The sequence below is a fragment of the Xenorhabdus kozodoii genome (assembly GCF_002632875.1).
Taxonomy (GTDB): Bacteria; Pseudomonadota; Gammaproteobacteria; order Enterobacterales; family Enterobacteriaceae; genus Xenorhabdus; species Xenorhabdus kozodoii.
The window spans coordinates 1-25819 of sequence record NZ_NJCX01000035.1 but is presented as its reverse complement, the minus strand read 5'-3'; the positions used below and the strand labels follow the sequence as shown (position 1 = coordinate 25819).

27 protein-coding genes, 4 tRNA genes and 1 pseudogene are annotated in these 25819 nt (G+C 42.1%); 20 read left to right on the top strand and 12 right to left on the bottom strand.

All coding sequences use genetic code 11. The features are described from left to right. Positions 1–240: 240 nt before the first annotated feature. Complete coding sequence (locus tag Xkoz_RS17540) at positions 241–1677, top strand: replication endonuclease (protein WP_099143273.1); 1437 nt, start codon at positions 241–243, stop codon at positions 1675–1677. Here the strand turns inward: Xkoz_RS17540 and Xkoz_RS17535 are convergent. Next, positions 1656–1934: pseudogene (locus Xkoz_RS17535) on the bottom strand (terminase gpP N-terminus-related DNA-binding protein); the annotation flags it as partial. The gene Xkoz_RS17540 and the pseudogene Xkoz_RS17535 sit on opposite strands and share 22 nt — an antisense overlap. Positions 1935–2113: 179 nt before the next feature. On the opposite strand from Xkoz_RS17535, the gene Xkoz_RS17530 reads away from it, so the two are divergent. The 5 genes from Xkoz_RS17530 to Xkoz_RS17510 all read left to right on the top strand — a co-directional run bounded on the left by Xkoz_RS17530 (position 2114) and on the right by Xkoz_RS17510 (position 5645). Then, positions 2114–2953 (top strand): GPO family capsid scaffolding protein, encoded by an 840-nt coding sequence (locus Xkoz_RS17530; protein ID WP_099143268.1) that lies wholly within the window; start codon positions 2114–2116, stop codon positions 2951–2953. 32 nt (positions 2954–2985) lie between these two features. Next, on the top strand, positions 2986–3246 hold the full coding sequence (locus Xkoz_RS17525) for a baseplate complex protein (protein WP_099143267.1): 261 nt from the start codon (positions 2986–2988) through the stop codon (positions 3244–3246). Further along, positions 3246–4880, top strand: coding sequence for a type VI secretion system Vgr family protein (locus tag Xkoz_RS17520; RefSeq protein ID WP_099143266.1), 1635 nt, complete (start codon positions 3246–3248; stop codon positions 4878–4880). Before Xkoz_RS17525 ends, Xkoz_RS17520 begins: the two co-directional genes overlap by 1 nt. 120 nt (positions 4881–5000) lie before the next feature. Further along, on the top strand, positions 5001–5177 hold the full coding sequence (locus Xkoz_RS17515) for a type II toxin-antitoxin system HicA family toxin (protein ID WP_099143265.1): 177 nt from the start codon (positions 5001–5003) through the stop codon (positions 5175–5177). Positions 5178–5270: 93 nt separating this feature from the next. Next, positions 5271–5645, top strand: a complete 375-nt coding sequence (locus Xkoz_RS17510; RefSeq protein WP_339373906.1) for a type II toxin-antitoxin system HicB family antitoxin — start codon at positions 5271–5273, stop codon at positions 5643–5645. A 559-nt stretch (positions 5646–6204) separates the two neighbouring features. Here the strand turns inward: Xkoz_RS17510 and nadS are convergent. The 3 genes from nadS to Xkoz_RS17495 all read right to left on the bottom strand — a co-directional run bounded on the left by nadS (position 6205) and on the right by Xkoz_RS17495 (position 7157). Next, positions 6205–6501, bottom strand: a complete 297-nt coding sequence (gene nadS / locus Xkoz_RS17505) for a NadS family protein (protein ID WP_099143264.1) — start codon at positions 6499–6501, stop codon at positions 6205–6207. Positions 6502–6547: 46 nt separating this feature from the next. After that, complete coding sequence (locus Xkoz_RS17500) at positions 6548–6871, bottom strand: type II toxin-antitoxin system RelE/ParE family toxin (RefSeq protein WP_099143263.1); 324 nt, start codon at positions 6869–6871, stop codon at positions 6548–6550. Between the two features lie 210 nt (positions 6872–7081). Continuing rightward, positions 7082–7157: transfer RNA gene (locus Xkoz_RS17495), tRNA-Lys, on the bottom strand. Between the two features lie 233 nt (positions 7158–7390). Here Xkoz_RS17495 and cycA point away from each other — a divergent pair. Continuing rightward, the gene (gene cycA / locus Xkoz_RS17490) at positions 7391–8797 is read left to right on the top strand and encodes a D-serine/D-alanine/glycine transporter (RefSeq protein WP_099143262.1); all 1407 of its coding nucleotides are present in this window, start codon (positions 7391–7393) and stop codon (positions 8795–8797) included. A gap of 38 nt (positions 8798–8835) precedes the next feature. On the opposite strand, the gene Xkoz_RS17485 is transcribed toward cycA, so the two are convergent. After that, positions 8836–9219 carry a nuclear transport factor 2 family protein gene (locus Xkoz_RS17485; protein WP_167386617.1) on the bottom strand — a complete coding sequence of 128 codons (384 nt, stop codon included), beginning with the start codon at positions 9217–9219 and terminating at the stop codon, positions 8836–8838. A gap of 140 nt (positions 9220–9359) precedes the next feature. Here Xkoz_RS17485 and Xkoz_RS17480 point away from each other — a divergent pair, with 140 nt between their 5' ends. After that, positions 9360–9863 (top strand): GNAT family N-acetyltransferase, encoded by a 504-nt coding sequence (locus Xkoz_RS17480; protein ID WP_099143260.1) that lies wholly within the window; start codon positions 9360–9362, stop codon positions 9861–9863. 104 nt (positions 9864–9967) lie between these two features. On the opposite strand, the gene speD is transcribed toward Xkoz_RS17480, so the two are convergent. The 4 genes from speD to Xkoz_RS17460 all read right to left on the bottom strand — a co-directional run bounded on the left by speD (position 9968) and on the right by Xkoz_RS17460 (position 15345). Continuing rightward, the gene (gene speD, locus Xkoz_RS17475; protein WP_099143259.1) at positions 9968–11488 is read right to left on the bottom strand and encodes an adenosylmethionine decarboxylase; all 1521 of its coding nucleotides are present in this window, start codon (positions 11486–11488) and stop codon (positions 9968–9970) included. Beyond that, complete coding sequence (locus Xkoz_RS17470) at positions 11481–12011, bottom strand: TetR/AcrR family transcriptional regulator (RefSeq protein WP_167386616.1); 531 nt, start codon at positions 12009–12011, stop codon at positions 11481–11483. Before Xkoz_RS17470 ends, speD begins: the two co-directional genes overlap by 8 nt. 894 nt (positions 12012–12905) lie before the next feature. Further along, the gene (locus Xkoz_RS17465; protein WP_099143257.1) at positions 12906–13898 is read right to left on the bottom strand and encodes a CgnE/CgnB domain-containing protein; all 993 of its coding nucleotides are present in this window, start codon (positions 13896–13898) and stop codon (positions 12906–12908) included. Positions 13899–14418: 520 nt separating this feature from the next. Beyond that, positions 14419–15345 carry a LysR family transcriptional regulator gene (locus Xkoz_RS17460; protein WP_099143271.1) on the bottom strand — a complete coding sequence of 309 codons (927 nt, stop codon included), beginning with the start codon at positions 15343–15345 and terminating at the stop codon, positions 14419–14421. A 127-nt stretch (positions 15346–15472) separates the two neighbouring features. On the opposite strand from Xkoz_RS17460, the gene Xkoz_RS17455 reads away from it, so the two are divergent. From Xkoz_RS17455 to Xkoz_RS17415, 9 genes are all read left to right on the top strand, one after another. Continuing rightward, positions 15473–16387: a DMT family transporter gene (locus Xkoz_RS17455; RefSeq protein ID WP_099143256.1), complete on the top strand. Its 915-nt coding sequence runs from the start codon at positions 15473–15475 to the stop codon at positions 16385–16387. Between the two features lie 221 nt (positions 16388–16608). After that, positions 16609–16977, top strand: a complete 369-nt coding sequence (locus tag Xkoz_RS17450) for a hypothetical protein (protein WP_099143255.1) — start codon at positions 16609–16611, stop codon at positions 16975–16977. 37 nt (positions 16978–17014) lie between these two features. Then, on the top strand, positions 17015–17419 hold the full coding sequence (locus tag Xkoz_RS17445; RefSeq protein ID WP_339373905.1) for a GFA family protein: 405 nt from the start codon (positions 17015–17017) through the stop codon (positions 17417–17419). 342 nt (positions 17420–17761) lie between these two features. Next, complete coding sequence (uvrY, locus tag Xkoz_RS17440; protein WP_099143254.1) at positions 17762–18421, top strand: UvrY/SirA/GacA family response regulator transcription factor; 660 nt, start codon at positions 17762–17764, stop codon at positions 18419–18421. A 23-nt stretch (positions 18422–18444) separates the two neighbouring features. Further along, positions 18445–20277, top strand: a complete 1833-nt coding sequence (uvrC, locus tag Xkoz_RS17435) for an excinuclease ABC subunit UvrC (protein ID WP_099143253.1) — start codon at positions 18445–18447, stop codon at positions 20275–20277. Between the two features lie 57 nt (positions 20278–20334). Further along, complete coding sequence (gene pgsA / locus Xkoz_RS17430) at positions 20335–20883, top strand: CDP-diacylglycerol--glycerol-3-phosphate 3-phosphatidyltransferase (protein WP_099143252.1); 549 nt, start codon at positions 20335–20337, stop codon at positions 20881–20883. A 144-nt stretch (positions 20884–21027) separates the two neighbouring features. Further along, a tRNA-Gly gene (locus Xkoz_RS17425) sits at positions 21028–21103 on the top strand. 5 nt (positions 21104–21108) lie between these two features. Continuing rightward, positions 21109–21182, top strand: a tRNA-Cys gene (locus Xkoz_RS17420). Positions 21183–21188: 6 nt separating this feature from the next. Next, a tRNA-Leu gene (locus tag Xkoz_RS17415) sits at positions 21189–21275 on the top strand. 310 nt (positions 21276–21585) lie between these two features. Here Xkoz_RS17415 and Xkoz_RS17405 read toward each other — a convergent pair. The 3 genes from Xkoz_RS17405 to Xkoz_RS17395 form a co-directional block, all read right to left on the bottom strand. Next, entirely contained in the window at positions 21586–21813 is a 228-nt protein-coding gene (locus Xkoz_RS17405; RefSeq protein ID WP_099143250.1) for an ogr/Delta-like zinc finger family protein, read from the bottom strand. Positions 21814–21876: 63 nt separating this feature from the next. Beyond that, entirely contained in the window at positions 21877–22968 is a 1092-nt protein-coding gene (locus tag Xkoz_RS17400) for a phage late control D family protein (RefSeq protein WP_099143269.1), read from the bottom strand. Next, positions 22968–23429 carry a phage tail protein gene (locus Xkoz_RS17395; protein ID WP_099143249.1) on the bottom strand — a complete coding sequence of 154 codons (462 nt, stop codon included), beginning with the start codon at positions 23427–23429 and terminating at the stop codon, positions 22968–22970. The genes Xkoz_RS17400 and Xkoz_RS17395 overlap by 1 nt, the downstream gene beginning before the upstream one ends. A 183-nt stretch (positions 23430–23612) precedes the next feature. Between Xkoz_RS17395 and Xkoz_RS20285 the strand changes: the two genes are divergently transcribed. The 3 genes from Xkoz_RS20285 to Xkoz_RS25370 all read left to right on the top strand — a co-directional run bounded on the left by Xkoz_RS20285 (position 23613) and on the right by Xkoz_RS25370 (position 25624). Beyond that, on the top strand, positions 23613–24185 hold the full coding sequence (locus tag Xkoz_RS20285) for a gp53-like domain-containing protein (RefSeq protein ID WP_141554440.1): 573 nt from the start codon (positions 23613–23615) through the stop codon (positions 24183–24185). Positions 24186–24492: 307 nt separating this feature from the next. Then, complete coding sequence (locus tag Xkoz_RS17385; protein WP_099143247.1) at positions 24493–24672, top strand: hypothetical protein; 180 nt, start codon at positions 24493–24495, stop codon at positions 24670–24672. Positions 24673–24676: 4 nt separating this feature from the next. Next, positions 24677–25624: a gp53-like domain-containing protein gene (locus tag Xkoz_RS25370; protein WP_208615297.1), complete on the top strand. Its 948-nt coding sequence runs from the start codon at positions 24677–24679 to the stop codon at positions 25622–25624. Positions 25625–25819 lie beyond the last annotated feature (195 nt).

The window sequence follows — 25819 nt, the reverse complement described above, 5'->3', positions numbered from 1 at the left end:
GAAAACGACTCTGGGCAGAAAAGAATTTAACCCAGATTTAACCTGACAGACACCTGTATAAATAACCGGTAGTTGTCAGATCTAATCTGGACTAATACATATTAATTTTTATGAATACTCATTGTTAACCCCTGCCTATTTCTTTAATGAAGGCACTGGGGTTTGTGAGTGAACCCAGTACCAGCAGCTAGCGGCGTACCCTCTAAACCGCGCCGCCAACTCAGCAAATTCCAGCCAGTGATGCTACACAACGCAGCTCTGGCTGCGTGCATTTCTCTGCCATGGGATAAACCCATCCAGCCGATAGTCAGACCACTACCAACTTATGCAGAGCAATACCAGAAAGAAGAAGAGCAACGTGCAATTGTAAACGCTGCAAAAAAACGCGCGTATGTTCAGCGGCTACTAAAAAAGCAGCCTGCTATTGTTCGTATGGATGTTCAGTACCGCGCTAATGTTTTAGAAAAGGAGCAAGGGGAACAACGCGCCGAGGCTTTTTTATCTAAGACATTCGTCGATCGCATCTTACCCAGGGTTACGTTAGTGACCAACCGTTACCAAATTCAGGAAATTTCAGCGGATAACGCGCTGTATATGGCACGGTTTAACCGTATTCCTGATATGTCGCGGGAAGATCTCGAACTGCTGGCAAATGATATTGCTGAGTTTGTTACTCAGAAGTTGCAAACAGTGGCCGACGACATGCTACCAGAAGACGGTGATCTGAAACGGGTGCATGTTCTCTATATGCGCGCCGCCGCTATCACCAAAGCCTATCGTCAAGACGCTCCTTCCTGGCATAAGTTAACAGGCCGCTTTTTTGATGAAACACCGGCTATCGCGGCCATTTCTCGCATGACCTCAGAGACATGGTGGTTGGGGCGTCTGCGTCGTTTGGCAGCAGAGTGGCGTGAGCACTTGCAGATTTCCATTAACCGTGTCAGTAAAAAGGCCAGTACCTACGCCAGCAAAAGCACAATTTCCGAATGGAAAGAGCAAAAGCGCCGTACGAAAGACTTTATCAAGTCAATGGAGCTGGAAGATGAAGAGGGGAACCGCATTAGCCTGGTTGATAAATACTATGGCAGTGTAGCTAATCCCGCTATCCGCCGTACTGAAATGATGGTGCGCATCCGGGGATTTGAAAATATTTGTAATGAACTGGGTTACGTCGCTGAATTCTACACGATGACCGCCCCCTCTAAATACCATGCCACAACCCGGCACGGGCACCGTAACCGTAAATGGAACGGCAGCAGTCCCGCTGATACACAACAATATCTCAGCGGCCTTTGGGCAAAAATCAGAGCCAAACTCCATCGTAACAATTTACGTATCTTTGGTATCCGTGTGGCTGAACCGCATCATGATGCTACCCCTCATTGGCATATGCTGTTTTTTATGCAACCAGACCAGGCGGATCAGGTGCGCGACATCATCCGTGAATATGCCTTGCAGGAAGACCGCCACGAACTGAAGACCGCAAAAGCCCTGAAAGCCCGCTTTCATGCTGAGAAGATTGACCCCGAAAAAGGGTCTGCAACCGGTTATGTGGCGAAGTACATTTCCAAAAATATTGATGGCTACGCGATGGATGGTGAGCTGGATGATGAAAGTGATCGCCCGATGAAAGAAGCGGCCATTGCTGCAAGTAGCTGTGCCATCAATTTCACATGATGGGCAATCAGGCGGTCGAGTTCGTCCTGTTCCGGTGCTGTTTTATGATTACGTTCACTGAGCAGGGCAATACGGCGATTGATCGCCTCTTCCACGCTTTCATGACTGAGCATGTCCGCCCAGTGCCACTTTTCCGCCCAATAATAAATGATCCGTCGATTGGGTAGGTTCAGTTCGTTGGCAATTTCCGCCGGGGTGTAGCGGCGCAGGTACAGCGACTTGGCCACTTTTATTAATTCATCAGAGTACTTAGCCATTGTTTTCAACATCCTTGTCTTGCATCGGCTCATTATGCAGGGCGCACAGGCGGATTTCGTCCGGTTGACTTCGGTTCTGTTCGGTTATGCGTGATATCCGAATTCATCCGAATGGCACCGCTCGCGCGAACCCACTGAATTCGCAATACTGTGTGTGAAGCAAACGAAAGGAATGCAATATGTCTCAGTTAATGACGAACTGGATATGTATTGCCATGGAAGGTGACACCGTTGATGGCCGGGTGATAGAACCTCAATGGATCTTGGAGGCCGCAGAACTTTACGACCCCCAACTGTATACCGCCCGAATTTGGCCGGAACATGAACGCGGGTTCGGAGCGATGGGGGAAGTGCTGGCAGTCAAGGCCGAACGCGGGGAAGACGGGGCGTTGCGTCTTTATGCGCAACTGCGACCCAATCACCGCTTATTAGAGGCCAACCGGGACGGTCAACTGTTGTTTACCTCAGTGGAATTTACCCCGAACGGTAATTTTCGCGGCACAGGCAAAACCTATCTGGAAGGGCTGGGAGTCACTGACGAGCCAGCGAGTGTAGGCACAACACGCCTGCAATTTAATAAAAAGAAACCATCTCATCGATTCGGTGCGTATAAACCGCTGGTGATTGATGAAGTCAGGGAATTTACACAAAAGGGAACAAAGATGGCTAAAGGTACTAAAAAAACATGGCGCAGTCTCTTCAATATTGAAGAACAGGATGATACTTCGCCCGAAACATCCAATGATGATGCGTTGCAGGTATTGGCACAAGCGGTCGCTGATTTAGAAACCCGTTTAGCCGCACTGGAAAGTTCGCAGGAGTCAACCGAGCAGGAAGTTGCCGACGTGCAGGAAGATATCGAAACCGTCAAAGAGGTGGTCGATACCGAAGAATTTGCGCGCTTGCGTGACCATCTGCCGGATATTCTGAAAAAGTTTGGCAAACTGGACAGGATTGCTACCCCGCTGCCGTCTAAAAATCCAAAAGGCAACAAAAACAAGAATTTTAATTATCTGTGATCCTCTAATGGGAAAAGGCAAAGGGAAGAGCTATGCAATTAAATAATCGGGCGCGGGCATTTTTGCAGCAATATGCGGCGGGATTGGCTGAAGCCTATGGGGTCGACGATACCTTAAGGGAGCACCTGTCTGTGGCGGAAAAACGCGATGCCCGTGCCAGTGGTAATATTCAGGCCAAGAAACAGACCGCTAAGCCGGGTGGTTCGTCAGCCTCAGATAGTGATGACAAACTCACTTGGTTTGAACGGGAATGGCTTAAACCAATAAATGATGAGATAGGGCCTGCAAAATAATGAAACCTATTCATCGGCTCTATTTATCCAATGATGAGATCCATATCGTTGACGCCAATCTGATGCTGGAACTCTCATCCTGTGGCCGGGGCTTTATCACGGCGGAGACAACCACGGATTACACCGGCAAGCTGGTGCGCCTTGATGTGGGCTACCCTGAATTACTGTTGCGCTGGTTTACGGGCTATGTGGAACGCGCACAACCCGCGCAGAATGGCTTCCAACGGCTATTTGTGCGCGAACTGGTTGGCGTGTTTGATAAAGCGTGGCCGTGCTCTTTTCAGCATCCCACCTTGAGCCAGATTGTTGACTGGCTACAGGAACATAGCGGGCTGACATTCACTTTACCGGACGCCCCTTATACGGATAAACCTATCCCCCATTACACCCACAATGGCACGGGCTATCAGTTGCTGGCGAATCTGGGGCAGGTGTTTGCCATTGAAGATTATATCTGGCACCAGTTGCCGGATGGCGCGGTTTATCTGGGTAGTTGGGCGCATTCGATGTTTAAGGGCAAGCCCGTCGAGATCCCCAATGAATTTAGCCAGCAACAGACCGCGGGCAATGCGATGACCATTCCGATGATCCAGTCATTGCGGCCGGGTTTTGTGGTGAACCAACAACGGTTGAGTAAGGTCAATCTGAACAATGAAAACATGACCATCACCTGGTTACCCCACGGTCAGCCAGAGAAAACCCCCGCCCAGCGCCAGATTGATGCTGCGTACCCGGAATTATCGGCGGGCACGCACCTGCCTAAATTCGCCCGCATTGAGGCGCACACCGAAAACACCGCCAGCGGCGATATGGCCGATCCCTTCCGGCCACGCTATGCCGTTGATGTGCAATTGCTGGATGATGACGGTAAAGACGCCGCCGCACCGGTTTACCGCGCTGTCCCACTGCCCTTGCCGATGGCGGGCGCTGAATCGGGCATGTTCCAGTACCCGCCCATTGGCACGCGGGTTGAAATTGCTTTCGAGGGCGGCAGGCCGGACAAGCCCTTTATCCGCCAGACCTTAAGCCAGGGCAACACGCTGCCCGATATTAAGCCAGGTGAGCAATTGCAGCAGCAGCGGGCGGAGGTCTCACAGCGCGTCACGCAGGAAGGTAGTTGGATCAGGCAGACCGACCAGACCATTAATGAATCCTCCATGCACCGTGAAATCAAGGCCGACACAGAAACGCGCACCGTGGTAACACGGGAAACTACGGTACAGGCCACGGATAAGACCACGGTGCTGGGCACGGCCACGTTACTGGCGGGGGCTGTCCAGCACATTGCTGACGGGGATTACTGCCTGGCAACCTCATCAAATTGGGTGGCCAGCGTGGGAAAAGACGCCAATATTGAGGTTGGCCAAAAGTTGGTTGAGAAAATTGGCTTGCTTAAGCAGAGCATTGCGGGCGTTAAGCAGGAGATTGTCGCCCCCGTCGTTTGGGTTGGCAGCCAGCAACTTAACGTGATGACCTTGATGCTGGAAACGCTGGATGTGGTGAAGGAGTTGGCCGAACTGACCGCCGCCCATACCCATCACAACACCGGCACCCCGGAGAACGCCAGCGCCATTAGGCACACAGCCTATAAATCGGACGGGCTGAAACAGACGTACTCGCCGGTGATTGGCTAGATAAATTAACCTCGCTTCGGCGGGGTTTATTTTTTGGGTAATAAAAAAATATTACAAATGTGTTGACAGGGTAATAAAAAAATATTACTATTTTACCATGTTAAACAGAATGGAGGGTTAGTGAAGCAGAGTGAGTTCAGGCGGTGGCTTGAGTCTCAAGGGGTAATAATCAAGAATGGAAAGAATCACTTGATACTCTTCAATGGAGACGCAAGAAGTGCAATGCCAAGACATCCGAGTAAAGAGATTAACGAAAAATTAAGGTTATCAATCCTTAAGCAGTTAAAACTCAAATAACTAACCAGCCCTTCGGGGCTGGTTCTTGGGCTAACTCGACTCACTACTATGATTATGCGATATCCAGTAAATATTGAAGAAGACGGAACAAATTTGTTCGTATCGTTCCCTGATATACCAGAGGCATTGACCTGTGGTGATGACTTATCCGATGCAAAAGCGATGGGCTATGATGCGTTACTCACTGCCTTTTCTATGTATTTTGACGATGAGAGTAAAGAAATTCCATTACCGAGCGATACGGTAGCAGAGCACTATATTGATATTCCGGCCAGCGTTGCAGCAAAGATCCTGTTGCTTAATGCGATGGTAAGATCCGGTGTGAGTCGTGCGGAACTGGGACGCCGTGTAGGTATCAAAAAGCAGAACGTGAAGCAACTGCTTGATGTTTATCACGCAACCAAAATTGATACGGTAGAAAAGGCGCTATCCAGCTTAGGCTATCAACTAGTGCTGACAGCAGCTTAACCTTGCTCATGTGGCAGATATATTCTGCGTCCAATACCTCCAGTCAAAGGCTACTCTTCGGGGTAGCCTTTTTTACGTCCTCATTAAACGCAATCAGACGCGTTATAAGCCATTCATCTATCAATGTATAGCCGGCTGCGTTTAAATTGGATCACGTCACTAAATCGCACCTGTGCCACGTAATTCCCACGAAATAAACGTAACCCCCACGTAAAACGCACTACACCGCACCCGCCTGCACGTTTTGGATCAAAAAGTTATTTCAGTTTGAGGATCCTACAAACCGAATCGCCAGACCGCGCCAATACTGGCGACGTGAGAGAAACCGCAAATTGAAAAGTGTGAAACGATTTTCAGGCAATTTCAGTTTTTGGATCGCGGTATGGATCGCGAGGAAAAATCAACGCAATGATATTAAAGGATAAATTTTATTTTACGTGAGGTGAGTGGATCACAAAGCAAAGCCACGTATTATCACAGAAACCAGATAGTGCGCGGCTTTGCTGAATAAGTAGAACTGAAATTACTTTCTCTTCTTACATCAGGGTAAGGAAGAAAATTAAAGTATGCTTAATTCACTAATTAGAGCAGGATTACGCTCCAGCATCTTAAGCAGCTTAAGTGATGAGCCAGAAGGAATACGTCGGTATTGCTCCCAGCTTTGAATTAGGGAAGCAGAAACGCCAATAGCTTCGGCAAACTCACTTTGCTTTAACCCGAAGGTTTCGCGTAGGCCTTTTACATCAGGCAGACGATGGCGATGAATATTTTCAGCAGGAACGGAAAGCTCTCCTTTTTCAATCGATACCATCTGATTCATGCTTTCAACCAGATCTTCAAAAAGTTTTTTGTCCATAGTTTCTCCGCTGTATGAACATGGCCGCGTATCTACGCGGCGTTGATTATTGCAATTTGTTACTGATAGCTTTAAGTACTTCTTTTTCTTTCGGGGTTAAATCATCTTTTTTATTCTTAGGGTAAATCAAAAGAAGATAGAGCCTTCCAGTTTTCGTGATGGTGTAGTAGATGATCCTTACTCCGCCACTTTTTCCTATTCCTTCGCGCTGCCAGCGAATCTTCTTACATCCTCCAGTCGCGCTAATGGTACTACCTTGTTCATGATTCTTTAGTAAGTGTTCTTGTAGTTTTCTGAATTCATCATCGGTTAATAAATCAGCTCGATTTCTACTAAACACAGGGGTTTCGATAAAAAGTAGGTATTCCATAAAACACATCCTTGCTCATCTATGAAAAACAGTTTATTCGTACTTGGTACGAGTGTCAATGTAAAAGTCGTACGTAGTACGAAAATTTAATAAGCATGGGAAAATATAGCCTAAAAATCCCTGTCGCCACTTTGTCGCCATTGATTAAAAAACATAAAAAAAGCCACTTGTAGGAAAGTGGCCTAATATTCTGATTTAATTAATAAAATCTGGTGGGTCGTGGGAGGCTCGAACTCCCGACCAATTGATTAAGAGTCAACTGCTCTACCAACTGAGCTAACGACCCAGTGCGATTAATTATTCTCCAGCGTCAACCGGACGTCAATCGATTATATCCACTTTTTTACTAACTGAATAAAATATGCACAATAAATACTTAACTGATTGGTTTAATAATAATCACTCTATTTTTCATATGAAATCCTTCTGTTAATACCGCGGTTGTCTATGTCACAATGTTCCATTAAACACAGCTTGAGGGTATTAAGGCCATGCTGTGAGAATAAATTGGATACAACTATGGAAGAAAAAATACAACCCACTCACACTACTGAAACTGGAAGTTCTCACTTGCAGCGAAGTCTCACCAACCGACATATACAGTTAATCGCCATTGGCGGTGCCATAGGTACTGGCCTGTTTATGGGATCAGGCAAAACTATCTCTCTTGCCGGGCCGTCGATCATTTTTGTTTATATGATCATCGGTTTTATGCTGTTTTTCGTTATGCGTGCAATGGGAGAATTACTACTTTCTAATTTGCACTATAAGTCGTTCAGTGATTTCTCCGCAGATTTATTAGGGCCGTGGGCCGGTTTTTTTGTGGGCTGGACTTATTGGTTCTGTTGGGTCATTACTGGCATAGCAGATATTGTTGCCATCACCGCTTATGTTGGATATTGGATACCGGATTTCCCGGAATGGGGAACTTCGCTTCTGTGTGTCTTGGTATTGTTAACCCTGAATCTCGCCACGGTAAAACTGTTTGGAGAACTGGAGTTTTGGTTTGCCATGATCAAAATCATTGCCATTATTGCCTTGATTGTGACTGGCGGCATCTTGATTGGCATCAACTTTCAATCACCAGCAGGGCATGTTGCAGCACTTTCTAATGTCTGGAATGATGGTGGAATGTTCCCTATGGGGCTAAGTGGCTTTTTTGCTGGGTTCCAGATAGCGATATTTGCTTTTGTTGGTATTGAATTGGTGGGAACTGCCGCAGCAGAAACTAAAAACCCGATGAAGTCGCTACCAAAAGCGATTAATGCTATTCCAATCCGAATTATCACGTTTTATGTGTTAGCCCTGATTGTCATTATGTCGGTCACGCCGTGGCGATCCGTCATTGTCGATAAAAGTCCTTTTGTAGAATTGTTTGTCTTGATCGGGTTGCCCGCTGCCGCCAGCATTGTTAACTTTGTGGTTTTGACTTCTGCGGCATCTTCGGCAAATAGTGGGGTTTTCTCTACTAGCCGGATGTTGTTCGGTCTGGCGAAAGAAGGGGATGCACCAAAGCAGTTTAGCCGTCTTTCTCGTCGTTCGGTTCCTGCATCAGGATTGATCTTTACTTGTCTGTGCCTCTCTCTTGGGGTTATTTTGATCTATTTTATCCCTGATGTGATGCGGGTTTTTACTCTTGTGACAACTGTTTCTGCGATCCTGTTTATGTTTATTTGGAGCATGATTTTATGTTCCTATTTGGCTTATAGAAAACGTCGACCAGAGCTGCATCAGACTTCGGTATATAAAATGCCATTTGGTATCGTGATGTCTTGGATATGCCTGGCTTTCTTTGCTTTTGTCTTGGTATTACTTTCCTTGCAGCCAGATACTCGTCAGGCGTTGATAGCCACACCGATATGGTTTGTCATTCTAATGATCGGGTTTCAAATTGTGAAAAAGCGTAAAATTCGTCTAGCTCACTAAGTAAAAAAATGGCCCAATATTTGGGCCATTTTTTTACCTTAAACAGGCATCATCGTACCTTGATGAAATCTGAGTTGCCATTGACCGGTTAAAGATAATTGCCAAATTGATGAACGAAGTGCTTGATTGAATGGGGTGCCAGTTTGATCTGTTTCATAAGACTGATAAGTGAGTAATACCATATTTTCATCAAGATAGTGCATAGAAAAATCTTTTGAGAAAATCTGAAAAGGCGTTTTTATTTCTGTTGTTAATCCATCTAACACATCTTTTTTAGTATAAAAATAACCTGATTTACTAATTTCTAGAAAGTTATCGTGTAACACCACATTTACCCAATTGGCATTATTTCTTCTTTTACCATGAAGGCTTACTTCAAGATTTTTGAGTACTTCAAAAGTCGCTGTATTTTCCTGAGCCATATAAACTCCAAAAAATAAAAATGGGGGGGATAACATCAGCTGTAGGTTGAGTTATTATTTTAAATAAATATTTAATATGCTATTTACATCTATTTTTTTATCAGGTAGTTATAAAGAAGACAAGCTAAAAAGAGGTGAGTATGGAAATTATAATTAGGGCAATTGAGCCAGAAGATGCTGAACATTACCAGCGAATTTTTAGCCATCCTGATGTTTACTCCAATACGTTACAACGTCCATGTCCTTCGAATGAAATGTGGCGTGAACGTTTAAAGTTAAACACCCAAGAAGGGGGTATTGATTTTGTGGCTGAGGTCGATGGCAAGGTTGTGGGTACGATAGGGTTATTTACCTACACTAATCCAAGGCGCAGGCATACTGTGAATATTGGTCTTGGCGTTGATGCGACTTATTTTGGTAAAGGTGTTGGTTCAAAGCTGGTGGCATTTGTCATTGACTATGCGTTTAATTGGTTAGGTTGCATTAGGATTGAACTGGAAGTTTTTGTTGATAACGAAAAAGCAATTGCTTTGTATAAGAAATTTGGTTTTGAAGTTGAAGGCATACAACGCATGCAATCATTTAGAAATGGTCAATACTGTGATGTAATGGGAATGGCTTTAATCAATAGTCGGTTTGCATGATGTTTTTAGCGCTTAAAATAGCAAACCAGATAGAGGAAGCATCGATTTGATTGCTTCCTTTTTATTTTTAGCGTGAGGTAAAAAATATCTTATTTATTTAAGGGCTAGAAACCTCGTTGTAGTATCTTACATTCATATTCTTTTGAGTTCAGTTGAGCTTGTAGTTGTGTGATAAGGGTATTTTTTTGATTAAATTCATGGCAGATAAATAAATCAAGTGCTGCATAGCAATATTCAGGCCATGTATGAATCGTAAAATGTGATTCTGCTAATATTAGTACACCACTGACGCCCCACGGTTCAAATTCATGGAAATGATGAGTCATAATATTGAGGTTACATTTTCGGGCGACATCGAGCATGATTAATTTAATCGCAGAGATAGATTGTAGTTTATTACTATCACAACCTTTCATTTCTAGTACAATTTGAGTACCCAGTTGTCTGGTTTCTGATTGTGTATTAGTCGGTGAATGAACCTTTTCTTGCCCCCGATATTGAAATTTCGTTCCAGTACATTGCTCACAACCCCTTTCTATCAATTCTTCTATGGTTAATATGCTTTTTCCATATCCAATTATCATAGTATTATGACATGATTTGCATTGATAGAATTTTACGCGGGGATTAAGTTCCCCAGTATATATTTTATTGGAGTAAGCGCTGTTTTCTGGAATAGTTGGGTATGTACTCTGTGTTACAGAAAGCACATAAAGATCGCTTACGTTGCCGAGAATACTGCCACCATGATACTGGTTAAATTGTGGGTGAATGTTTTTGATGAATAGATTTTGCTCGTAGAAGAGTTTTTGTATTTCACGATGTTGTTCAGGTTTTTTTTGCCCAAATGATAGCAATATCTCACTATTCTCATTTTTAGAAAAACTAATTGCACGTGATAAAAATAGTTTCAGTCCACTTAAAGTATACGGAGGATCAGTCAAAATAATGTCAAATTGTTTTGTATATTCATTTGGGTACTTTAGATCTCTATATTCGGTGTTAATAACAAAATTATTTTGTTCTGATACAGATTTTATAAAGTACAATAACGCTTTATCAATATCTTTCACGAAAATACTTTTGGGGTTATAGTGCCCCAGTTTTTTGAATGCCATCATTAACACTAAAGAAGTTAAATCATCATCGCCTAAAAATAAAATTTTTTGCTTAAATATACAAGGATTATTAAGTAATAACATTACTCTTCGTATTGATGTTTCTATTGTCGCGTGAGCTTGATCTAACATAACATTAACTTGTGGGCGACATTCGTATATAGGTTTTAGTGATATTATGAGTTCTCTCTCAAAGTTTTTTCTGTTATCAGTAGTTAATAATGAAAAATAGTGTTCTATATTAACCGTATGATATCCAAGATTATTTTTTATATAGTTAATTCCTGCGGAATTTAATTTAAAAATACCTTTATTTTCGGCAAGCTCCAGTTTTATCAGCTCTTTTTTAAAGGCAGATACAATAGGAACAGGTAGTCCGCTTTTTAATGACAACGCCTTGCTTGATACACGATTATATAAATACAGATATATCAATAACTTTTCTAATACTTCAATGGGATGAGTCAATGTCATATTGTTTTTTATTGAATGCAGAATATTATTCATAGATATCTCTTTTATTATTTTGAGCCAGTTCGGTAAGGTAATTAAAATGCGTTTCTATTAATTCAGTGGTTAGAATGCCGGTTAGGGCTATTACCGTTAGCCCTTCCAGGATTAGAAAAATTTGTTCTGCCTGCTTTTGAGAAAGACCTGTCAATTGTGTGATGATATGGATATTGGATTGATATATTTCATGCGCTATATGGTTGTCATCTTTTTGTGATTCTTGGATCATAAACTCATATCCCGCGACGCGAATGGTGTTGCGAATATTCAATAGAAATTTTTTCTCACTATCTAAATAGTCAGAAAAATTTTTATACCCATTTGCTGTCTGGTCTGAATTCATTTGACGTATCAGTGCAATGAAAACTTCTTTAGTCGACTGGAAATAACGATAAACTCCGCCACGACTGAGCTCACATTCATTAATAATATCTGTCATTGTTACTTGATTATAACCTTTTCTAATAAAAACGTTCAGTGATTGTTCTAAGATGTATTGTTGTGTTTTCTGTGCTTTCATTTGATTTCTCACCTTAAAACGACACATATGTCACTTTTGGGTCGAATTTATATTAAATATTTTTAACATGCAATAGGAATTCATCTTAATTGGATGGGTTTCCATATTTCATTCATTAAAATAATCACATATAAAATAATAAACTTTATTTATTTTATATCCTGTAATATGTTTTTTGTTGTTAATTACTTAGTGTGACTATACCAGTCGACTTTCAAGATGCGTATTATATCTCCCCGCTGCGCGGGGAGATATAAGCATTTCCATTGGTTTGCAAACGGCAACTTGAAGTTGGATTGGTATAATGAAATTATTGTGTGAAATTTTGAAGGTTTTATCGGCAATGTTATGGACATAATATGTGGGGGATTGACAATATATCCATCTGGGAGGGGTTATTTTAATTATTGGGAAGGTGTTTATTCAGATTTGGACAATAAAATAATGAATTTTCGATAAGCGGTGTTGATAACTTATCTGTTATTGCGATTTATGAAGAAAAATGAATATAAGATAATATGAAAACGGAGAAGTATTTCTCCGTTTGTTTTTTATATAGCCATTAAGATATAATGCTATATTATTTTAGACCGGCCACATGGCTGTTCCGACGGGAACAACCGCTTTTTCTTGCATAATTTCAACGGCCTCTTCAAATGTTTCTTCTTCGAACCACTCGTTTAATTCGATAGTGATATCTTCCATACTAACCTCAACTTTACTAAGTTTATGATGACATAGACTATGTGACGAATAATTGATATATGCTTTAGGTAACCATGCTTCATAATAATGAAGGAAAAAGGAGTGTAAATAAATAGATTGTGTAAAAATTAAAAATATTTTTCAATGGTTATTATATATCAATGTTAAATTTATAAAGATATTGATTGGTTAAATATTAAATATTTTTTCATGAAAAAAATTCTTCTTATCAAAGAATAATCTTCCTCCTTGAAAAATAAGATCTAAATGGTGACTACCCATTGCGCCACCACCTAATCCAAGATGTAGACCTGGATGCCGTTCTTCAAAACCAGCGTTTAAGCCATAAAGTTTTTTAACGCCGCAATTTGTTCCAATACCAAATTCTTCAATAACACTATTGCTTGGATTCGCGGATAAATATTTAGCAAAATCTTGCGAAAAAATAGGATCATGGCACGTAAAGTCAATGATTTGGCTATTTTTTACTTTTATTTTGAAAAAATCGTGGACAACACCATATTTAATGGCAAAAGGAATAGTGCTGAGAAAAGTACCACTAAAAATGATACATCCTTCTATATTGTGCAATTTTGTTGCTATTTCACCAGGCGTAATATCATAACTATCTTTCCCATCAATTGATGTCCACGATTGGTTTTTGCTAATAGTGGCAGTAAGAATGCAATCCTGTTCTTGCTCAAAGATAATTTGGTTACTGGCCATGGCAAGATTTATGAGTGACTGATTTCTATTACTAATTACTTCTATTTTCTCAGAGAATGCCTCGTAAAAATGATCGCCATAATCCTTGAAAATAATTGATTTCCGCCAATTTTCCTGCATGACTTGCCTTATGGGAGACAAAAATTTAGGCCCAGATGGTGTAAAAGGTTTTAATGTTGACGAAAGATAAAAAAACATGAAGGCATCACAATTTTCAATTTGTTCAACTAAAATTGGTGCAGGTGTAGAATCGAGGGACAGTAAGTCAGTTTTTAGGAAAGGGAATTCTTTCGTATTATTTGAAATATTTTCGATAATATTTTTATGTCGTTCATCATATCCAATTAATAAGTTAATGGTTTCGCCATTTTCCTTTTTTTTCTTAACTGAAGGATGATGGAACAAGCTAGAAAACATGTTTCTGATGCTTTTGTTTTTTTCATCAATAGATAACATAATAACCTCATCATTAAAAACGGATAAATGATTCCTTACCGTTTTTTCTTATATGAGTACAACATATGAGTATAGCGATATGTTTTTGATAATAAAGAATATATGCTAATTTTATAGAAACAACTAAATCAATGACCATCGGGTTATGTCATAAATGACGATATCATGACTACACTGTAACGTGTATAAAAAAGTTGTAAAAACTTTGTAAATAAATATATGCATGCTAAAATTGGCTAAAAAAATATTTTTTAGCCAATTTTATGTGTAGTTTTGTCAATTAATTATAGATATTAAATTATTTAGTTAATCTTATTTTTTTAAATTTAATTTATAAGTAATTTTTCACATGGATATTTTGATTTTTAGTGTTTTTATTATATTTTTTACTTCTATTTCAGTTAATTAATTTATTGTCAGGTAAAACCCGCCGAAAAGTGAGATTGTAGCGAATGCTATTTTGCTTGCAATGGCCGAACAGTGCCATCTTCATCAGCAAATAAATCTTCTATCATTATAATTACCGCGTATTGGAGGATAAAAAGCAATTAACGCCAGTTCGCCCTGAAAGTTTATCTTGATTTTGAAAAACCATATCAGCCAAAAAATCTGCCACTTTTCGTATTCTGGGGGATTGAGCCAAATCAGATTGAATAACCAGCCAGATGGGTTTGTCTATGCCTAAGTCGGGCGAAATACACATAAGTCCAGCGTCGTTGGCTACAATATGAGGTAATATGGCTAATCCCAAGCCCGCATTTGCCGCTGCAATTTGAGTGCAAATCGATGTTGTTGCGACTGAAAGTGGGCGCCCTTGCAGCGTTTGTTGGAGCCAGTTAACTGAAGGAAGTTGTGAGTACTCATTTATCCAGCCAATAAAATGAGCGTCACTATATTCACCGCTGAATATACCGGAAGGGCAGGTAGCCAAGTAAGTTTCGCTTCCATAAAGGCCAAACCCCAAGGTTCCCAGTTGTCGGACATTAACATGGCCTTGCTCCGGCCTGATGATGCGAAGTGCTAAGTCAGCATCACGGCGGTGAAGGTTTACAGGGTAGATATCCGTTGTGATTTCTAATGTCAGGTTTGGATGATTTTTTTGTAAGGCCGGCAAGTTCGGCATAATTAAATGATTAGCTAATGTTTCGAGTGTTGCAAGGCGCACATTTCCCGCAATCGTTGCGCGTATGTCGGCTTCAAACAAAAATGAATTTGCTGCAATTTCCATAGCCTTAGCTTTTTCCAGGAGTTTTGCGCCATCTTCCGTTAGTTGATAGCCTGTCTGGTGCCGCAAAAATAGTGCCATTCCGAAGCTGTTTTCCAGGCGCTCGATTTTTCTCGATACCGTTGCCACACCAATACCAAGAAGCTCGGCCGCTGTACTGATCGTACCTGTTCGCACGACTGCCAAAAATATTCGAATATCATCCCAAATAAGTGGCTGCATGATTTGTTTTCCATTTATGAAAAATTGATTACCAATATTGCCTAAATATTTCAATTTTGAAAGATGCCACAATGAATTTTCCAATGGCGTCTTGCTTGAGCTGAATCAAGAAATTAAGGTAATGGATATGAGAACGACACCACAATTAGCAATTGTGCTGACATTGATTGCAACATTCTTTTGGGGTTCAAATTTTCAGGTAACGAAATTTGCACTGATGAGTTTGCCACCCTGGACAGCTTCTGTTGAACGTTTTTTTTACGCAGTTATCTGTATTTTTATTTTTTTTGCATGGAAAGAGGGAATTAACAGTAAGGTCTTGAGGCAAAATTGGCGGGCATTTATTGTTCTTGGTGCAATTGGTGTAGCAGGATTTAATGGGGCATTTTTTGTTGGTCTGCAAAGTTCCAATCCAGTCACGGCTGCCCTGATTGTGGCAACGTCCCCTATTTCAGCCAATATTCTGGAAGCGATTATAAAGCGTCAGTTACCTGGCTTAATGCGAGTTGTGGGTATGGTGATCAGTTTGTTGGGGGTTGCTTTGGTTATTACCAATGGAGAATTGATGTTAGGTCGTGTCTCTCAGATAGCAACCGGCGATATCATCATTTTTATGGGTAGTCTTGGTTGGTCAATTTACACAGTAGGGACACGGGTATTTATCAAAGATTCGACGCCATTGGCGACGACGAGCTGGACGATGCTTTTTGGTGCAATTATATTAATGTTTATTGCAATTTTTGTAGAATCACCGATGACTGCATTATCTTCTGGAACCTTTGAAAGCCATTTAGCCTGTCTCTATATCGGTATTGGTGGTTCCACTATTGCCTATCTTTTTTGGAATATGGGTGTTGCTATTCGTGGGGCTGGAAATACGGCGATATTTTTTAATTTTGTTCCCATTTTCGCACTTATTATACAGGTAATGATGGGGGATATACCCAGTTTGCCACAATGGGTTGGTGTTGCTATTACTATTGTGGGCGTGTTTTTAGGACAGGGAAGTATCACCATGAATAAATTATTTAAGAGTATTTAAAATAATCATTAATTACAACAGATGATTATTTTATCGATTAGTGACATTGCAGGGAGGCACCGATTTTCCTGCGATGTTCTTTCCTATAAAAAAGTTGAAGATGGTATTAGCGATTGGGGTATGATCAAGTTTATTGGCTGATACCCAGCTCATGATCATTGATAAAAATAAAAACTAACATACAATCACCATGGTAACTAATTTATTGGTGGAGATCGGGTATGGAAAAATTTACTGATAAATTAATTAGCTTTGACCGGTTTATTTTACGGATATTGCGTTTTCTTTTTCATGCCTTCATTGTCTTTCTGATCGGTATTATCCCTGGTGTACTGGGTTTTTTCTTGATCGAAAGCCATGCTATCCCTGATGCAATACTAAATTCTGTCTCAATGATTGGAACACAGAACCTGCATATTGAACCCGTCAGTACATTGGGGAAATATTTTGCTGCCATTTATGGGCTATTCCTTCAGGCTATCTTTTTTATCGCTGTAGGGATGGTTGTTACGCCTTTTGTCCATCGGATATTGCATAGTTGGCATATTGATGATGACAAAGAGGATAATGAGGATATGAAAGATAACTAATTTGTTTTCTTGATAAATTTATTACAGAGAGAGTGAAATGATAAATCAAGGCAGTTGCTTATGTGGTGCAGTGAATGTAGCAACCAATCAACATATCGAAGATATTAATGCATGCCATTGTCAAACTTGTCAAAAGTGGAATGGTGGCCCGTTTTTATCTGTAGACTGTCAGGACGATCTAAAAATAGAAGGCGCTGATAATATTTCACTATATTCATCGTCCGAATGGGCAGAACGCGCTTTCTGCAAAAAATGTGGCACACATCTTTTCTACCATTTACATCATCCAAGTACTTATTATGTGCCAATTGCTTTATTTGAGAATAGTAATTTGAGTAAATTATCTCGCCAAATTTATATAGATAGTAAGCCTGATTATTATAACTTTGTTGAAAAGACGCCTATGTTGACTGAAAAAGATATTCTTAATTTATTTAAATAATCGTCGCAAAATGAGGGCAATATTGCCCTCATTTTGCTTTGGATTAAAATAGATTGTTATAAGCAGCATAGAGATATGTTATTAAAAAATATCAAACGAAATCAGCCGGCTATATATTTATCTTATTTCGTTGATATGTAACAATTTTCTTTCTGTTTTGCGTTAATGTTAGTATAATCCGTTACCTCATCCAAAAAATTTTGATATCACTCGATAAAGGATGTTGTCTTCTGTTAGTTTATTTTATGAAAATCATAAAGATAAACCTTGTGTGTCCGCTTGGCTTTGGCACTTATTCATTTATCATTATTTCAGTGGGTCTTACGTTAGTGGAGAAGTTGTTTGATTAATGTCTTATTAGTTGATGACCATGAACTGGTTCGCATTGGTGTGAAAGGTGTTCTTGACGATGCAAAAGGGATCAAAGTCGTAGGAGAAGCCAGCAGTGGAGAAGATGCGGTCAGATGGTGTAGATCAAACAGCGCAGATGTTGTCATTATGGATATGGGAATGCCTGGCATGGGGGGACTGGAGGCCGCTAAAAAAATCATCCGTTATTCACCTGATACCCGGGTGATTATGCTCACTATCCATACTGAAAGTTCCTTGCCCACGAAAGTGATGCAAGCAGGGATCAGGGGATACTTGAGTAAGGCCGCAACTCCTCAGGATATGATCAATGCAATTCGGACTGTTTATGCAGGGCAGCGTTACATTTCTCCGGATATCGCCCAACAGATGGCACTTAATCAGTTATCACCTCAAAAAGAAAACCCATTGGATGAACTTTCCGAGCGGGAGTTGCAAATCATGATAATGATAACTCAGGGGAGTAAAGTGAATGAGATTTCTGCGTTGCTTAATCTAAGCCCAAAAACGGTGAATAGTTACCGCTATAGAATGTTTAGTAAACTAAATATCAAAGGTGATGTAGAATTGACCCATATAGCGATACGTTGTGGATTGCTTGATACGCAGAATATAGTAACCCACGGTGGATAATAAAATTGCATGGGTGAACAGTTGTGGCGGAACTCTTTAATTCAAAAGCATTTTTAAAAACAGTCACCAGTCAGTCAGGTGTCTACCGGATGTATGATGCCACTGGCAAAGTGATCTATGTCGGCAAGGCCAAGGATCTGAAAAAACGGTTATCTAGCTATTTTCGGGCACAAGTGAGTAGCCGCAAGACAGAATCATTAGTGAAAAATATCGCCCAGATAGACGTTACCGTTACCCATACAGAGACAGAAGCGCTTCTGCTCGAACATAACTATATCAAACTGTATCAACCTCGCTACAATGTATTGCTGAGGGATGATAAATCTTATCCTTATATTTTCTTGAGTGGTGATATTCATCCCCGCTTAACTTTATATCGTGGAGCCAAACACGCGAAAGGCGAATATTTCGGCCCATTCCCCCATTCCCATGCAGTACGCGAAACCTTGGCTTTATTGCAGAAACTATTTCCTGTTCGCCAGTGTGAAGACAGTGTGTATCGCAATCGTTCAAGGTCATGTTTACAACATCAGATTGGCCGCTGTCTTGCCCCTTGTGTTAAAGGGTTCGTAACGGATGAGGAATATCAACAGCAAGTTGAATATGTTCGCTTGTTTTTGGCGGGGAAAGATCAGCAAGTATTGGATGAGCTGGTTGAAAAAATGGAAAAAGCGAGTCAACAGCTTCAATTTGAAGAGGCTGCCCGTTATCGCGATCAAATTCAGGCCGTGCGGCAAGTGACTGAACGACAATTTGTTTCCGGAGAAGGTAACGATCTTGATGTTATCAGTGTCGCTTTTGAAGTGGGGATGGCTTGTGTGCATGTCTTATTTATCCGTCAGGGAAAAATATTGGGTAGCCGAAGTTATTACCCCAAAATTCCGGTTGATACGAAATTAGATGAAGTAGTTCAAACTTTCCTTGGTCAATTCTATCTCCAGGGAAGCCAAAACAGGACGTTGCCGACAGAAATTTTGTTGGATTTTGCATTACCTGAAAAAGAACTGTTAGAAACATCACTTTCTGAAATATCGGGCAGAAAAATCTATATCCAGGCACGGCCAAGAGGGGACAAGGCTCGTTATTTAAAATTAGCACGTACCAATGCTGCAACCGCTTTGATTACCAAACTCTCCCAACAATCGACCATTCATCAGCGACTAGAAGCGTTGGCCACATTTGTCGGCCTTGAAAAAATCCAACGTATGGAATGTTTCGATATCAGCCATACGATGGGAGAACAAACTGTTGCATCCTGTGTCGTTTTTGATGGTAATGGTCCAGCTCGTGCAGAATATCGCCGCTATAATATTACAGATATCACTCCGGGAGATGATTATGCTGCAATGAACCAAGTCTTGCGTCGTCGGTATAGCAAAGCGATCGATCAGACAAAAATACCTGACATTATCTTTATTGATGGTGGCAAAGGGCAGCTTGCACGTGCGATAGCGGTTTTCGATTCTTTGGACGTTGAATGGAATAAAAGCCACCCTAAGCTGATTGGTGTTGCAAAAGGCAGTGATCGTAAAGCGGGGCTAGAAACGCTGTTTTTTGTGGCGGAAGGAGAGGGGATAGCACTTCCTCCTGATTCACCTGCGTTACATGTTATTCAACATATTCGTGATGAATCTCACAACCATGCCATTACAGGGCATCGCCAGCGCCGTGAAAAAGTGAAAAAGAGCAGTACATTGGAATCGATAGATGGCATTGGGCCAAAACGTAGGCAAATGTTACTTAAATATATGGGGGGATTGCAGCCTTTACGTAACGCAAGTGTAGAAGAGATCGCAAAAGTGCCTTCTATTTCTTATACACTGGCAGAAAAAATCTATAATGCATTGAAACACTAGAAGTATTGATGCACCATATTGATAAACTTAACATTGGGCAGATAGTTACTAAGCATTATGCAATTAAATATTCCAACATGGCTTACCCTATTCCGTATTGCCTTAATACCATTTTTTGTTTTGGCATTTTACCTGCCATTCCAATGGGCACCGATGTTATGTGCCATTATTTTTGTCATCGCTGCTGCAACAGATTGGTTTGATGGTTTTCTTGCCCGTTTGTGGAAACAGACAACGCGTTTTGGCGCATTTCTTGATCCGGTAGCGGATAAAGTTATGGTGGCCACTGCGCTGGTACTGATTGCAGAACATTACCACACATGGTGGATTACGTTACCTGCGGCGACGATGATTGCACGAGAGATCATCATATCTTCCTTGCGTGAGTGGATGGCGGAATTGGGAAAACGCAGCAGCGTAGCTGTTTCCTGGATGGGAAAAGTAAAAACTACAGCACAAATGGCGGCATTGGTTGCTTTATTGTGGCGTCCTTGCATTGAACTTGAAGTGGGAGGATTCGTTCTATTATATGCTGCTGCGGTCTTGACGTTCTGGTCAATGTTTCAATATTTGAGCGCCGCATGGGGTGATTTGCGTGAAGGGTGATCGAAATGACGCAAAAATCATCGAACGAACGAGTTTTCTAAATAATTGTGTTGACTCATTTCGCGAAGTAAGTAGAATGCAACGCATCGAACGGCACACGAGATTTACGAAACAAGTTAAGTAAATCAAGCAGTTCGAAGAAGAGCGGGAATAGCTCAGTTGGTAGAGCACGACCTTGCCAAGGTCGGGGTCGCGAGTTCGAGTCTCGTTTCCCGCTCCAAAAAAGGCGCGTTGGCAGAGTGGCCATGCAGCGGATTGCAAATCCGTCCACCTCGGTTCGACTCCGGGACGCGCCTCCAAATTTAGCCCAGGTGGTGAAATCGGTAGACACAAGGGATTTAAAATCCCTCGGCCTTAAGGCTGTGCGGGTTCAAGTCCCGCCCTGGGCACCATATAAAAATTCACTGATAAAACAGTGGGTTAGCTTTAAAAAAGCCACCTTTTTAGGTGGCTTCTTCTTTGGTTTTTATTGCATGAAAAACCTAAATTGGCAGCAGATTGGCAGCACCTTGGCACTACTGGTTTTTTATCCAATAGCATTGAACCGCCTTTTGTTCTTCTCTAAGACCTACTTATTCTCTCGTTTAGAAAAATATTTTCTTGCATAAAAAATCACCTTTAATGAATAACCATTAATCGGTGCAATTTTTTTGTATTGGGAAATGGGATTAGCCCTCTTGGTATTTGAGGGCGTTATCTGGGCTAAAAATTATCGAAGCACAGCGCTGCTTGTTGTCCATTCGTAGGATGGGGCGGTGCGACTTCAATCAGGGTTGGTTTAGTCACCCAGCGGACAAAGGTTTCATGGCTCACAAACGTGGCACCGCAATTGATATTTTGGCACTGGTTATAACGTTCTTTGGTTTCGGTGGTGTGTTCAAAACTACTGCGGGTATGGGCAACATGATGGCAAAGTGGGCATTTCATCATAGTATGAGCGCCTCATTGAAAATGGTTGCCTGCTTTGTTAGGCAATGGCGCGATTATAGCAAATTATTCACCCATGTCAGCATCTGAAATCTTCACTTCCAGCTCTAAGGCTGAGGTTAACCCACTGTCATTTAACGTATGGATGACCGTGACCAGTGTCCAGTCGGCCGCGTCAATCTGGGGTTTAAAACCGCTCACCCTGACGGGCATTTCAGGGAACAACTCCGGTCGGCCGGTGGCCAGTTGGATGGAAAACGACGCTACCCCGCGCTGGATTTTTTCCCACTCAGCCTTGGCCGCTCGCTCTGCATTGGATTTGTAAGCGTAGGTGTGTTTCAGCACCAACACATTGCCTTCACTGCCTACCAGATAGTCCCCTTGTTTTTCTTCCTTTTTCTTCGGTTTGGCCTGACGCCGTTTGACGGTGATGTTTTCTTTTTTCTGGGGCTGGCGTGTGTTTAACCAACTGGCGGAAACACCGGTATAGGCACTGCGATCGACCAGTGAAAAACGATAACCGTCACCGGATTGGCGGGTAATGATCACCACAGGCAACGGACGACCCTTAACGGTTTTGTTTTGCCCCTGCCGCATAAATAGCAAGTAGCCATTTTTGATAGTGGCGATAGCCCCTTCTTGTTTGGCTAGCCGGGTTAAAAAACTGCCGTCAGATTCGTTGGTCTGGTCAATATGATTCAGCATAATCCCCGCCAGCGCGGTATCAATTTCCGGCGTGAGATTGTTACGCGTAGCGATGGTGCGCACAATATCGCTAATGGTTTTTTGGTGATAGGACAACTCACGGTTGATATTGAGGGTTGCTCGAAAATCGGCACTGCGGGCACGAACGGTGATTTTATCCGGGGCGCCGCTGTACTCGATTTCATCCACAATAAACTTGCCCTTATGGATAAGCGCCGCACCTTGCCAACCCAAGTGCAAGGACAGCTCCGTACCACGGGGCGGCAATGATAACCGACCGTCGCTATCATCCAGTTCAATATCAAGCTGATCGGCTTCAAAACCCCGGTTGTCGGTCAGGCTCAGGGAGAGCAGCCTGTCCTGAATGCGGGCATTGATATTTTCGTCACCCGCACTCAGTACATAGACGGGGGTGTGGGTGTTGCCGGTGACCCAGTCCAATTTTGGTGACATCATGAAAGTAGCCCCGTGATATCAGTGACTGCCGTTTTAACGGCACCCAGTTGGGTGCTCAGATCCCCGAACATTTGCCCCAAATTTTCATCCACCCGACGCAGGGTGACGGTAAAGTCGATTTTTCGCGCGGCGCCGTCAACAAAGAACTCCGTTTTGGTCTGGTCAATACTCTCGATGATAAACATGCCATAAATCGTGCCGTGACCATCCAGAAATGACCAGGCTTTGCCGCTGTCCGCCATCAGTTGCAACGCCAAAAGGGACAGGCGGCCCCCCGTAATTTCAGGGTACAGGGTGCCAGACAGCGTGATGGTGTCATTGTTCGGCCCCATAAACTGGAACGCCGGACGGGCGCCAATCCGGTTATTGAATCCAAATCGCCATGATTGTTGGTGTTGCAGGCTCTGGTAAGGCGTTGTTTTCAACATAAAGACAAATAAACCCAATGCGGCCATCATGATTAATAATCCTCCCTATCGGAAAATGCACTGCGGGCGCGGGCACGTTGTTGCCGTTCCCGACGGTCGATCTCGTCTGCCACCATGCGCGCAATATCCTGTGGCGATTGCGTGGGCGTGGCGTGAATATGAATTTCATAGGCGGAGCGGTCGCTATACTGGATCGGACTGGCCACTGAAATAGTGGGGCGGGAATATTCAGCCGCGGGCAGGCTGTACGGATGCAGCGGGGCATGTTGGGCGCTGGCAGTCGATAACGTCCCCACTGATAGCGCCGCGGCGGCCATGCTGGCGAGCGCAGCGGTTTGTCGGCGACTGGTCACGCGGGCGGGGCCGTTAATCAGTTCAGGGCCATATTCACCCACCAAGCCAAACTTCCCGGCCGGAATATACCAGACGGCGGGAAATTATGCCATCAGGGGCGAGTGTTATACTAAAGCGGAAACGTATTCCCGCCGTGAGATTGATAGTCGTATATCACCGAGAAATACGGCCAGTGCGACAACGAACGGCTGGTGGGAGTGTGGTGATACCGGCATTATTTATCAGTGGGGAATAGCTTATCAGGGAGGCGTCATTAAATTTCCTAAGCAGTTCAGAACACAGTGTTTTTCTGTTGTTACTAACATTTATTACAATGGTTCTGTTGAGTCGAGTGATACTCAATGGCCGGTATTTAATATAAAAGCGGATAGTTTTCAAACGATATATTCATCTAAAGGATGGTACTTGACTTGGTTTGCGATTGGAAAATAAGCCTCCATCATTATTACTATTCAGGGGCAACTGGCCCTGTTTCGATTAAAAGCGTTACCTAAACATTCCACATGATGTTTCATTAATCTTTATTGATAAAATAAATTTTATTAATGCTCTTCTTGGCATTCCGTGTCATTCTTCTGCTATAAAATGTAACATAGTAAATCCCTAAGTTATTCATTTAAATACGCCAAAATAGACTCTTCCGTATTGATAAACCCAATTTGATGTTTACAGGCGGAGACGTACCGACCGCCTTCATATTACTTAGCAATGTATTTTGTTGATTAAATGAGGGTTAGATATGAATACTCAAGATAATAAACCGGATAAGACGACGGAAAAAGATAATGTGTTTCCTGCTGATACCTCAATCAGGGAAAAACAAGCTGTCACACTAAACACAGCCGAAAACAGTGTCAGTAATATCTTTGGCTTTGGTTACTCACATGCCAACTTCTTTAACAGCCATTTCGGAGCTTAATCCCATGACAAAAACATTTAAAGTTCCTTTCGCAGCGCAAGGTGACCGAGTTTCTATTCCGGATGAAGCTCAGGCAGATGGTGCGGTTTCGTATGCTCAAGGTTACGGCGAAACTTATGGTCGTGACCAAAACGAAGATCCCACCGCACGGGATATTGAACGTGAAAAGATGAACGGGATTTTTCACGATATCACGGAAGCAGTGGGGGAGATGCAGACCTTTGGAGCAGCACAATGGACAGTAGAAGCTCAGCCTTATCCACTACTTGGGTTGGTTTACCACAAGCAAAAGCTCTGGCAATCACGCATTGAGAACAATAAGGAAGAGCCACAAGCAGGCAATGCCTGGGTGGAGTTAAAAGCTGATCTGACTGCCGCTGATGTGGGAGTTTATAGTAAAGAGGAATCGGATACCCGTTTTCAGCCGAAGGGGAATTATGCTTCAGCCGGGAATTATGCCCTGAAAGGCGAAAGTTATACCAAGTCAGAATCGGATGAGAAATATCAACCCAGAGGTTATTATCTGGAGAATGGATATAGTTATTCGAAAACAGAAAGTGACTCTCGATATCAGCCAAAAGGTAACTATGCTCCAGCAGGTAATTATGCCATCAGAGGAGAGTGTTATACTAAATCGGAAACTTATTCTCGCCGTGAGATTGATAGTCGTATATCACCGAGAAATATGGCCAGTGCGACAACGAATGGCTGGTGGGAGTGTGGTGATACTGGCATTATTTATCAGTGGGGCATATCTTATCAGGGAGGGGTCATTAAATTTCCTAAGCAGTTTAGGACACAGTGTTTTTCTGTTGTGACTAATATATATACTGACTGGGCCACTTCATCAGGTGATAATCAATGGCCTGTATTTAATCTGAGAACTGATTCATTCCAAACACAAGACAACACAAAAGGTTGGTACCTTACGTGGTTTGCTATTGGGAAATGAATTTTATTTAGTGGTAAAAATAACATTTTAAATGTTGTTCTCAATATTAAACTAAGACAGAATACTAAGCTGTTAAAGCTAATTTGATAAATAATGTGTATTAGTCCAGATTAGATCTGACAACTACCGGTTATTTATACAGGTGTCTGTCAGGTTAAATCTGGGTTAAATTCTTTTCTGCCCAGAGTCGTTTTC

Excerpts from the sequence above, each read along its gene's own strand:
- Xkoz_RS17450 (WP_099143255.1), top strand. The coding sequence starts at position 16,609 with ATGGAAAAATTTACTGATAAATTAATTAGCTTTGACCGGTTTATTTTA.
- nadS (WP_099143264.1), bottom strand. The coding sequence starts at position 6,501 with ATGGACAAAAAACTTTTTGAAGATCTGGTTGAAAGCATGAATCAGATG.
- Xkoz_RS17540 (WP_099143273.1), top strand. The coding sequence starts at position 241 with ATGCTACACAACGCAGCTCTGGCTGCGTGCATTTCTCTGCCATGGGAT.
- Xkoz_RS17525 (WP_099143267.1), top strand. The coding sequence starts at position 2,986 with ATGCAATTAAATAATCGGGCGCGGGCATTTTTGCAGCAATATGCGGCG.
- Xkoz_RS17405 (WP_099143250.1), bottom strand. The coding sequence starts at position 21,813 with ATGATGAAATGCCCACTTTGCCATCATGTTGCCCATACCCGCAGTAGT.
- Xkoz_RS17385 (WP_099143247.1), top strand. The coding sequence starts at position 24,493 with ATGAATACTCAAGATAATAAACCGGATAAGACGACGGAAAAAGATAAT.
- Xkoz_RS17465 (WP_099143257.1), bottom strand. The coding sequence starts at position 13,898 with ATGTTATCTATTGATGAAAAAAACAAAAGCATCAGAAACATGTTTTCT.
- Xkoz_RS17460 (WP_099143271.1), bottom strand. The coding sequence starts at position 15,345 with ATGCAGCCACTTATTTGGGATGATATTCGAATATTTTTGGCAGTCGTG.
- Xkoz_RS17530 (WP_099143268.1), top strand. The coding sequence starts at position 2,114 with ATGTCTCAGTTAATGACGAACTGGATATGTATTGCCATGGAAGGTGAC.
- Xkoz_RS17470 (WP_167386616.1), bottom strand. The coding sequence starts at position 12,011 with ATGAAAGCACAGAAAACACAACAATACATCTTAGAACAATCACTGAAC.
- Xkoz_RS17445 (WP_339373905.1), top strand. The coding sequence starts at position 17,015 with ATGATAAATCAAGGCAGTTGCTTATGTGGTGCAGTGAATGTAGCAACC.
- cycA (WP_099143262.1), top strand. The coding sequence starts at position 7,391 with ATGGAAGAAAAAATACAACCCACTCACACTACTGAAACTGGAAGTTCT.
- Xkoz_RS17485 (WP_167386617.1), bottom strand. The coding sequence starts at position 9,219 with ATGGCTCAGGAAAATACAGCGACTTTTGAAGTACTCAAAAATCTTGAA.
- speD (WP_099143259.1), bottom strand. The coding sequence starts at position 11,488 with ATGAATAATATTCTGCATTCAATAAAAAACAATATGACATTGACTCAT.
- Xkoz_RS17520 (WP_099143266.1), top strand. The coding sequence starts at position 3,246 with ATGAAACCTATTCATCGGCTCTATTTATCCAATGATGAGATCCATATC.
- Xkoz_RS25370 (WP_208615297.1), top strand. The coding sequence starts at position 24,677 with ATGACAAAAACATTTAAAGTTCCTTTCGCAGCGCAAGGTGACCGAGTT.
- Xkoz_RS17480 (WP_099143260.1), top strand. The coding sequence starts at position 9,360 with ATGGAAATTATAATTAGGGCAATTGAGCCAGAAGATGCTGAACATTAC.
- Xkoz_RS17400 (WP_099143269.1), bottom strand. The coding sequence starts at position 22,968 with ATGTCACCAAAATTGGACTGGGTCACCGGCAACACCCACACCCCCGTC.
- Xkoz_RS17455 (WP_099143256.1), top strand. The coding sequence starts at position 15,473 with ATGAGAACGACACCACAATTAGCAATTGTGCTGACATTGATTGCAACA.
- Xkoz_RS17395 (WP_099143249.1), bottom strand. The coding sequence starts at position 23,429 with ATGATGGCCGCATTGGGTTTATTTGTCTTTATGTTGAAAACAACGCCT.
- Xkoz_RS17500 (WP_099143263.1), bottom strand. The coding sequence starts at position 6,871 with ATGGAATACCTACTTTTTATCGAAACCCCTGTGTTTAGTAGAAATCGA.
- pgsA (WP_099143252.1), top strand. The coding sequence starts at position 20,335 with ATGCAATTAAATATTCCAACATGGCTTACCCTATTCCGTATTGCCTTA.